The organism is Acidovorax sp., from assembly GCF_016783915.1.
Lineage (GTDB): Bacteria > Pseudomonadota > Gammaproteobacteria > Burkholderiales > Burkholderiaceae_C > Acidovorax.
The window spans coordinates 1-6,254 of record NZ_JADHVT010000212.1; the positions used below are offsets into that span (position 1 = coordinate 1).

Here is a 6,254-nt window from a genome sequence, read left to right on the forward strand (position 1 = left end):
TCCTTGCAGTCGGGCAGACAATGAGCCCCCAGCTCCTTGCCTATACCCAGGCCGTAGTCGAACAGTGCGCATCCATCGCCGATGCCTATCCGATCAGCGCTGCCAACTTTGCAGGGTCGATGTGATGCTCCGTGTGAGATACACCAGTCGCCACCAGGATGTGCGTCAGTGCCGGCGCGTAGGTCGCCACGTTCTCTGGGGTCATGCCGCTGGCGATGGCCAGAGCCCCGCCCTCCCCCATTGCAAAGATCTTCTGCGGGTCCGGTGCGTGGCCGGTAGCATCGCCGCTGGTGGTGGGGATGAATCCTGCGGCACGGGCGTGAGCAGCTGCTCCGACCGGATTGGGCTCGTGCGGGCGGTACTTGAAGGCAACGCTGGCGAAGAGCTGCAGGCGGGGATGGTCACGGGCAATGGTGGCCATTTCCTGGCCTGCAGCCGTGAGCCCCTGCGAGTCCACACCCATATCGTCGGCCCAGAGCATGTCCGACCCCGCCTCCAGCGCCATCATGGCGGCTTGGACGCACCCCATGGAGAGCAGATTCAGCCCTATCGGGAACCCCGCGTTCTCCCGGATGGCGGTCCGAGCAACGTCCACCAATTCAAGGTCCGCGCCGTCATGCGAGATCAGGAATACACCGTCCGCGCCGCATGTTCGTGCGACTTGGATTTCGGAAAAAGTGGTGGGTGCATCCAGGTGATGGATCACGGGGTAAACAAGGGGCTGCAGGGCGTTCATAGGGGCACGTTGTTGGGGTGTGTTCGACGGATGGACTGCCAGCGTCACGCGGCGGTAAGGGGATGGGCAGGATCGGCAGAGGTGATGGACGCAACGAAGGCGTCCAAGTCCTGCGAAGTGAGAATGCTGAAGAGCACCGCTGTCTTGACTGGCGCACGCATGGCCTTGGACTGGTAGTGCTGGGCGGCGGTGGGCAGAAAAACGCCGTGGGGGACTCCCGGTGCATCACCAAGCCACATGCGGGCCCGGATGTCGCAGCACTGACCTGCGGGCAGCGTCACCCACCAGTGCAAAGGGATGTGCCCTGAACCATCCACCGTGAGGCTTCCAATGTGGATTGCGTGGTCAATCCCGGCATGCAGCAGGATCTGGGAAAGGGCTTGAGAGGCGCCATCGCACTCCAGCGGCATGCCATGCAGTACCTCCAGCGGTATGGCATCCAAGGCCTTGAGCGCGCGGGCGGCAAATTCGGCGGGGGGCATCACGATCCTGGCCTTTGTGGGGTACTTTTCTGCGAGGCCTCTTGCTTATCCAGCTCCCGTTGTAGCTCCTCGTGCTCATCGGCGAGCACGGCTTGGTACCCAGCTTCGTACTCCTCCATTTCACGCCGATGCCCAAAAATGTCCAGCTCGGAGCGAGGAGTATCGTCTTCAAGCGCGCCAGGTGGGACATCCACAAAGCGAAGTTGCGGCGGTGGATTTTCATGCTCGTAGAGTTCTCGCCGCCTTGTATCCAGCCACTGGCGGGCGTCATGTAGCCTGAGCTGGATATCGATTTCCTCAGGCGTCTTCCCCAAAGCCTGCTGCTGTGCGATGAACCGCCCCCTCGGAGAAAACCAGAGGGCAATTCTCTTGAGCCAACTCATCCTCAAGCCCCCGAGGGTTCGACTGGAGGAACCGCCTTGGCCGCAGCCCATGCATCAGCCCAGATGGCCTTCATTTCATCGCCCGCAGGGTCTTCCCAGTCTCTCTGATACCTGGCCTCGAATGCTGCCTTCATCGGCTCCAGTCCACGCCGAGCCTTTACCGCGTCCCATCCGGGCCAACTCATCGCGTCAATGGCACCTATAGCGCTGCGAGGTTGGTCATTGCACCATTTGGAGAACTGCTTCGCTTCTTCGGCGGTCAAAGCAGACATCAATGACTTTGGCTCGCCTGAGTTGCCGAGCATCAGCTTCACCTCTTTGAACTGCATGTCGAACCCTTTAGGAGGTGATGCCGTACTTGGCCGACAGCTCAGCGATGCGCTGTTCGCGTTTCACCTCGGTTGCGTGGGATTCATCAGTGGCCAGATCGGGGCGCGTGGCCACCGATGTGCAATAGCGCTCGCTCATGCGGACCAGGCTCACCAGTTCGCTCAGTTCCTTGCGCATGTTCTCGAAAACCATAGAGCCCCCTATTCCTTTTCAAAATCCGCCTGGGCCAGATCCAACGTAGTCGGATCAATGACCATGGCAGCACTCGCATCGATGTCGGCAGTCGTGATGACGCCGTAGACCAGCCCAAGCCGCGCGATCACCGGCAGTCGGCCTAGCTTGGACATCACGCCGATAGCCCCGGCGCACGTCATACGCTGACTGGTGTCCAACGTCTTGTGGCACACGAACGTCTGCTGGTCGTCTCGCAGAAGGTCGGAAACGATTCCCTCGATCCGTCCAGGCTCCAGCGGTATGCCCTCGCCGTCACAGCGAAAAGGGCAGTTTGAGCAAGGGCGTTTGGTGATGGGCATGAACAGGGGCTCGTGAGTTTTCAGACCATCATCAAGGCTTGATACCCGAAGACGACTTATTCTTGTCCCAGCATGGCATCCAGCGCCAGCAAAGAGTTACCGCTCTACAAAAACCGTTGCGGCACATCCAAGACTCGCTTTTTGAGCCCCAGTCGTCGGTTCTCATGGCCAGTTGGTCACCTTTTTGAAGGATCTCGCCAGGCCAGTTGCCCAGGTCGGTAACCCACTGGTGAGAGGTAGTGATCACCTTGCATGAGTGCGAGTGCTTCCCACCTTGGCAGTCCTTCACTTGCAGCACAGTGCCCAGCGACTTCATGGTTGTATTTGGTGGCGAAGCATTGGCAGTGAGCATCAGAGCCGCAAATACGCCCACAAGCAGAACCCACACTACGACGGCCAAGTTGGTCTTTGAGATTGCCATTTGATGGTGAGTCTTTACAGGGTAGAGCCTTGCTGCTCAAAGTGGATCAGGTTTTCATCGACAGCAATCCCGTGGTGCTCTTGCATCAACCGGCAAAACGTCAACCAGTCCGCATGCGTTGGGGGCTCATGCGTGCAGTGCAAACACTGTGAAGCGCCTAGCAGCTGCTGGGTGGCTGTGGTGTGGGCATCAATGCCAAAGGTCTTTGAAAACCGCCCGACCGTGGACCCATCGAGCGCATGCGCCCAGACGGTTTTACGGTCATAACTCACCTGCACCAGGTCGCCAATGTCTACTTGTTCCATGCCGCCAGTCCCTTGAGAATTCCCGTCATCTCTCTCGCTGATTGGGGCCGATCCCCAGAAGTTGCCGTATTGCCCCGATGTCAGCCACGGTGAGGGCCTTGGGGAGCGCTGCCGACCGAACGTCCATCACGAAATCTGCCCACTCTTGCTGCAACCGCAGCGAGGCCATGTGCTCATCGCGTGTACGGTAGCAACGGCCGCGAGGAACCGGGTCAGCAATGGCATTCATGGTCTGCAGATCCAGAGTCGCTCCATTGCTCAGCAGTGCGCGCTGTCCATCGACGCTTAAAACAGTCACCTCACCCTCTTCCCGTGAGTTGGCCGAAGTCACCCACCAGATAGATGCCCCAGACTCAATGCCAGGGGTGGTTTGTTGTTCAAGCGGAACCATTTAAAGAACTGCTCTTAAACCGAGTTTGCCGATTTCGGGCCCCACAACGCCAAGCTTCTCAAGCTCTTCAAGTATCGTTACCGCCGTTTGGTAGTGGACCTTCATTAAGCGCTCCAGCATAGTTGGGGTTGCTCGGTTATGTGCAGTCACAATTTCCTTAGCCTGCTGCACTTGATCTTCATGGATCATGGACATAACTAAATCCTATATTCAGCGATTGCTTATTTTGATTATATACACGTTATAACGTGTATGTCAAACCCAGTCGCCCCACCTCAGGACCTCGCGATACCGTAGCCCCTAGCCTCTCGCAGCGCAAAAAACGGCAACAGCTTCGCGTCCGTTCGCTGGTACAGCGGGTGAATGGGGGACGCGTCCTTGTTCAGCCCAAAACACAGGACCTTGGAGGGCTCACACACCTCACGCAAGATCTTCTCGATGACTTCAGCGCGTCCCGACTTCTGCCCTGGAACGCCCCAGCCCACCACCACAAAGCGCGCCTTGGCTGCGATGCGGGCAATCCATTCATCGTTTTCTGGAAGATTCACGACCTCGGTTTTGGCCAGGTCAGCGGAATAGGTCCCGCGAATCGACATCACGTTGAGCTGGTAGTAGGCACCGACTCCCCAGTGCAACTGAGCGCGGCGACACATTCCATCCACCGTGGGGTCGCCCACCTCCTCGGCCGCACCCGATGGATTCATGCAGATGCCGCAGGCGTAGTCGTCAATGTCCCCCCAATGTCGAAACAGAGTCATCCGGTGGGTGCGATCAGCATTGAAGAGCGTGCGCTCGACCACGATTGGATCTACATCAGATGCTGGCAATGGAGCAGAAGAGCCAATGGCCGCCGTGGCGTACACCTTGCCACGCCCCGTACGCCGGGGATTGACTGGTGGCTCATCCAGATCAGGGAACAGGTTCAGAGTAGCCATGTCAGAGCCCCCCTTAGAGCCCATAGGCCTCGCGAATCGACCTGTCAAACTCGCGGTACCGGCGCACCGCGTTACTCAGCGCATTGAGTTCCATTTTGTGGGCGCGGGCCGCGTCAGCCTGCGTCAAACCATCCACAAGGACAAGACGCGCAGCTGCGCGAGCGGGCTCACGGGCCCGAATCATCCTGGCAATCGTGTCGAACTGCTCTCCCGTCATCAGGCCCCCATTCACACCCAGGTCTCAACGATTTGGGGCTCATCCCCTGGCGAGCGCGGCATGCAATGCAGGCCAGGCGGAAGCTTCGCACGCAGCCCCTCAAGCGTCTTGTCCTGCAAAAGTTCACTCGTCGGCTTGTCCAGCACCCATTTGCGGGCCACGAATCTACCGGGGAGATCTATCGGGCTGTCGTAAATCGTCCAAAGCTCAAGCATGTTGCTCCTCAAAAACCTGGATTGGCAAGGTGCCCAGTCATCTTCGGCCTCCTCCCCATTTTGATAGTCTCTCCCGCCCGTACTCAACGATGGCCGGGTCTTTTTCCAGGCAGAAAATCTGGTCAGCCTGCTCCAGCAAGTCCAGTGCCGAGAGGACCTTGAGCAAGCTTGCAAGCGTGACGCCATCGTGCCCAGCCTCAATGGAAGAGATGGTGCTGAGCCCCACATTGGATAGACGCGCCAGGTCGGCCTGAGTCAGGCCTCGCGCCTTGCGCGCCACGGTGGCGCGATCTGCCATGCTCTGCAGTGCGTTGTGGACATCCACCGGAACGGGATTGACAGGGGTACCAGCTCTCTTTGCCATGGCAGGTATTTTATCGGCACAAAGCTTGCCATGGCAATTATTTTGCAAGTCTTGAACCCATTGATGAGGAACACATGGATCTACCCGTGATCCACGCGCAAATCATGAAGAGGCGTGCCCTTATCGCGTGACCCCCTCCGTCAGAAGGGAAAGGTCGGCGAATGCGCAGGCCAGCAAAAGCCAGAGAGCAAACACTACTGCGAACCCGATCTGACCATCAGTCAGCCCCAGCAAACGCCTTTTATCTGATGCCTTGACCCGTTCAGCCTTAACTCGCTTCACCATCGTCACACTTCATCAATGCCATTTGTGAAACGGCTCATCGTTTTCTTGCGGAGGTTGTCGAGTACCTTCGCTTTGGTTTCGTTTTCCTGGCGAAAATGCGCGCGAAGCGCCATGCTTAAATCGATTTCGCGAACGGGAATTTTCTTCTCAACAACTGAGCGCAGTACAGTCTTACCCGATTCGTTGAAATTAAAATTATCCACAAACTCAAGCCCCTTCACACCAAGGGGGGAGAAAATACTACGAATAGCAAGATAGCTGAAATAAAGCATCATCGCGGATACTCCCCCAACAAAGGCACAGGCAAACAACAAAGGCTCAAATGCTAAGCCATAGGTATAAAACCCCATAAGCGAAAGAACAGCGAGAGGCAGGCCAATACAAAGAGTTACCACAACAGGATAAATCGGCAAATAAAGGAATATCTCTGCCTCCGACTCAGCCTGAGTCGATAAATCATTTTTGGCTGCATTGTCACCAGTGGTTTTTCCTGCCATATGCATTCCTACTTCATTCATTAAAACAGAAAGTTGACTTAGCCCACTTTCAAGGGCAAACCAAGCTTGCGGATAAGCTCGATCTGCCCATCTTTGACCAGCACATCGACAAGAGAAGCCTGACTACCAGGAATGGGTTGAGATTTGGAGTGCAAGGTCG

At 57.1% G+C, this 6,254-nt stretch carries 12 protein-coding genes; all 12 read right to left on the reverse strand.

Annotation, left to right across the window (positions count from 1 at the left end):
- Window positions 1-85: 85 nt before the first annotated feature.
- The 12 genes from ISS20_RS22850 to ISS20_RS22905 all read right to left on the reverse strand — a co-directional run bounded on the left by ISS20_RS22850 (window position 86) and on the right by ISS20_RS22905 (window position 6,115).
- Window positions 86-736 (reverse strand): hypothetical protein, encoded by a 651-nt coding sequence (locus ISS20_RS22850; RefSeq protein WP_291439846.1) that lies wholly within the window; start codon window positions 734-736, stop codon window positions 86-88.
- Between the two features lie 44 nt (window positions 737-780).
- Window positions 781-1,218: a hypothetical protein gene (locus ISS20_RS22855; protein ID WP_291439848.1), complete on the reverse strand. Its 438-nt coding sequence runs from the start codon at window positions 1,216-1,218 to the stop codon at window positions 781-783.
- Complete coding sequence (locus ISS20_RS22860; RefSeq protein WP_291439849.1) at window positions 1,218-1,601, reverse strand: hypothetical protein; 384 nt, start codon at window positions 1,599-1,601, stop codon at window positions 1,218-1,220. Before ISS20_RS22860 ends, ISS20_RS22855 begins: the two co-directional genes overlap by 1 nt.
- Window positions 1,602-1,603: 2 nt before the next feature.
- Window positions 1,604-1,930 carry a hypothetical protein gene (locus tag ISS20_RS22865; protein WP_291439851.1) on the reverse strand — a complete coding sequence of 109 codons (327 nt, stop codon included), beginning with the start codon at window positions 1,928-1,930 and terminating at the stop codon, window positions 1,604-1,606.
- A 10-nt stretch (window positions 1,931-1,940) separates the two neighbouring features.
- A complete protein-coding gene (locus tag ISS20_RS22870) occupies window positions 1,941-2,123 on the reverse strand; it encodes a hypothetical protein (RefSeq protein WP_291439853.1) in 183 nt (60 codons plus the stop codon).
- Window positions 2,124-2,131: 8 nt separating this feature from the next.
- The gene (locus ISS20_RS22875) at window positions 2,132-2,464 is read right to left on the reverse strand and encodes a DUF6283 family protein (protein WP_291439855.1); all 333 of its coding nucleotides are present in this window, start codon (window positions 2,462-2,464) and stop codon (window positions 2,132-2,134) included.
- 435 nt (window positions 2,465-2,899) lie between these two features.
- Complete coding sequence (locus tag ISS20_RS22880; protein ID WP_291439857.1) at window positions 2,900-3,190, reverse strand: hypothetical protein; 291 nt, start codon at window positions 3,188-3,190, stop codon at window positions 2,900-2,902.
- A gap of 25 nt (window positions 3,191-3,215) precedes the next feature.
- The gene (locus tag ISS20_RS22885) at window positions 3,216-3,581 is read right to left on the reverse strand and encodes a hypothetical protein (RefSeq protein ID WP_291439859.1); all 366 of its coding nucleotides are present in this window, start codon (window positions 3,579-3,581) and stop codon (window positions 3,216-3,218) included.
- On the reverse strand, window positions 3,582-3,776 hold the full coding sequence (locus ISS20_RS22890) for a DNA translocase FtsK (protein ID WP_291439862.1): 195 nt from the start codon (window positions 3,774-3,776) through the stop codon (window positions 3,582-3,584).
- Between the two features lie 80 nt (window positions 3,777-3,856).
- Window positions 3,857-4,516: a DUF1643 domain-containing protein gene (locus tag ISS20_RS22895; protein ID WP_291439864.1), complete on the reverse strand. Its 660-nt coding sequence runs from the start codon at window positions 4,514-4,516 to the stop codon at window positions 3,857-3,859.
- Between the two features lie 469 nt (window positions 4,517-4,985).
- Window positions 4,986-5,246, reverse strand: coding sequence for a helix-turn-helix domain-containing protein (locus ISS20_RS22900; protein ID WP_291439865.1), 261 nt, complete (start codon window positions 5,244-5,246; stop codon window positions 4,986-4,988).
- Between the two features lie 353 nt (window positions 5,247-5,599).
- A complete protein-coding gene (locus ISS20_RS22905; RefSeq protein ID WP_291439866.1) occupies window positions 5,600-6,115 on the reverse strand; it encodes a hypothetical protein in 516 nt (171 codons plus the stop codon).
- Between the last annotated feature and the right edge of the window lie 139 nt (window positions 6,116-6,254).

Excerpts from the sequence above, each read along its gene's own strand:
- ISS20_RS22855 (WP_291439848.1), bottom strand. The coding sequence starts at position 1,218 with ATGCCCCCCGCCGAATTTGCCGCCCGCGCGCTCAAGGCCTTGGATGCC.
- ISS20_RS22905 (WP_291439866.1), bottom strand. The coding sequence starts at position 6,115 with ATGAATGAAGTAGGAATGCATATGGCAGGAAAAACCACTGGTGACAAT.
- ISS20_RS22875 (WP_291439855.1), bottom strand. The coding sequence starts at position 2,464 with ATGCCCATCACCAAACGCCCTTGCTCAAACTGCCCTTTTCGCTGTGAC.
- ISS20_RS22860 (WP_291439849.1), bottom strand. The coding sequence starts at position 1,601 with ATGAGTTGGCTCAAGAGAATTGCCCTCTGGTTTTCTCCGAGGGGGCGG.
- ISS20_RS22885 (WP_291439859.1), bottom strand. The coding sequence starts at position 3,581 with ATGGTTCCGCTTGAACAACAAACCACCCCTGGCATTGAGTCTGGGGCA.
- ISS20_RS22850 (WP_291439846.1), bottom strand. The coding sequence starts at position 736 with ATGAACGCCCTGCAGCCCCTTGTTTACCCCGTGATCCATCACCTGGAT.
- ISS20_RS22890 (WP_291439862.1), bottom strand. The coding sequence starts at position 3,776 with ATGTCCATGATCCATGAAGATCAAGTGCAGCAGGCTAAGGAAATTGTG.
- ISS20_RS22880 (WP_291439857.1), bottom strand. The coding sequence starts at position 3,190 with ATGGAACAAGTAGACATTGGCGACCTGGTGCAGGTGAGTTATGACCGT.
- ISS20_RS22895 (WP_291439864.1), bottom strand. The coding sequence starts at position 4,516 with ATGGCTACTCTGAACCTGTTCCCTGATCTGGATGAGCCACCAGTCAAT.
- ISS20_RS22865 (WP_291439851.1), bottom strand. The coding sequence starts at position 1,930 with ATGCAGTTCAAAGAGGTGAAGCTGATGCTCGGCAACTCAGGCGAGCCA.
- ISS20_RS22870 (WP_291439853.1), bottom strand. The coding sequence starts at position 2,123 with ATGGTTTTCGAGAACATGCGCAAGGAACTGAGCGAACTGGTGAGCCTG.
- ISS20_RS22900 (WP_291439865.1), bottom strand. The coding sequence starts at position 5,246 with ATGGCAGATCGCGCCACCGTGGCGCGCAAGGCGCGAGGCCTGACTCAG.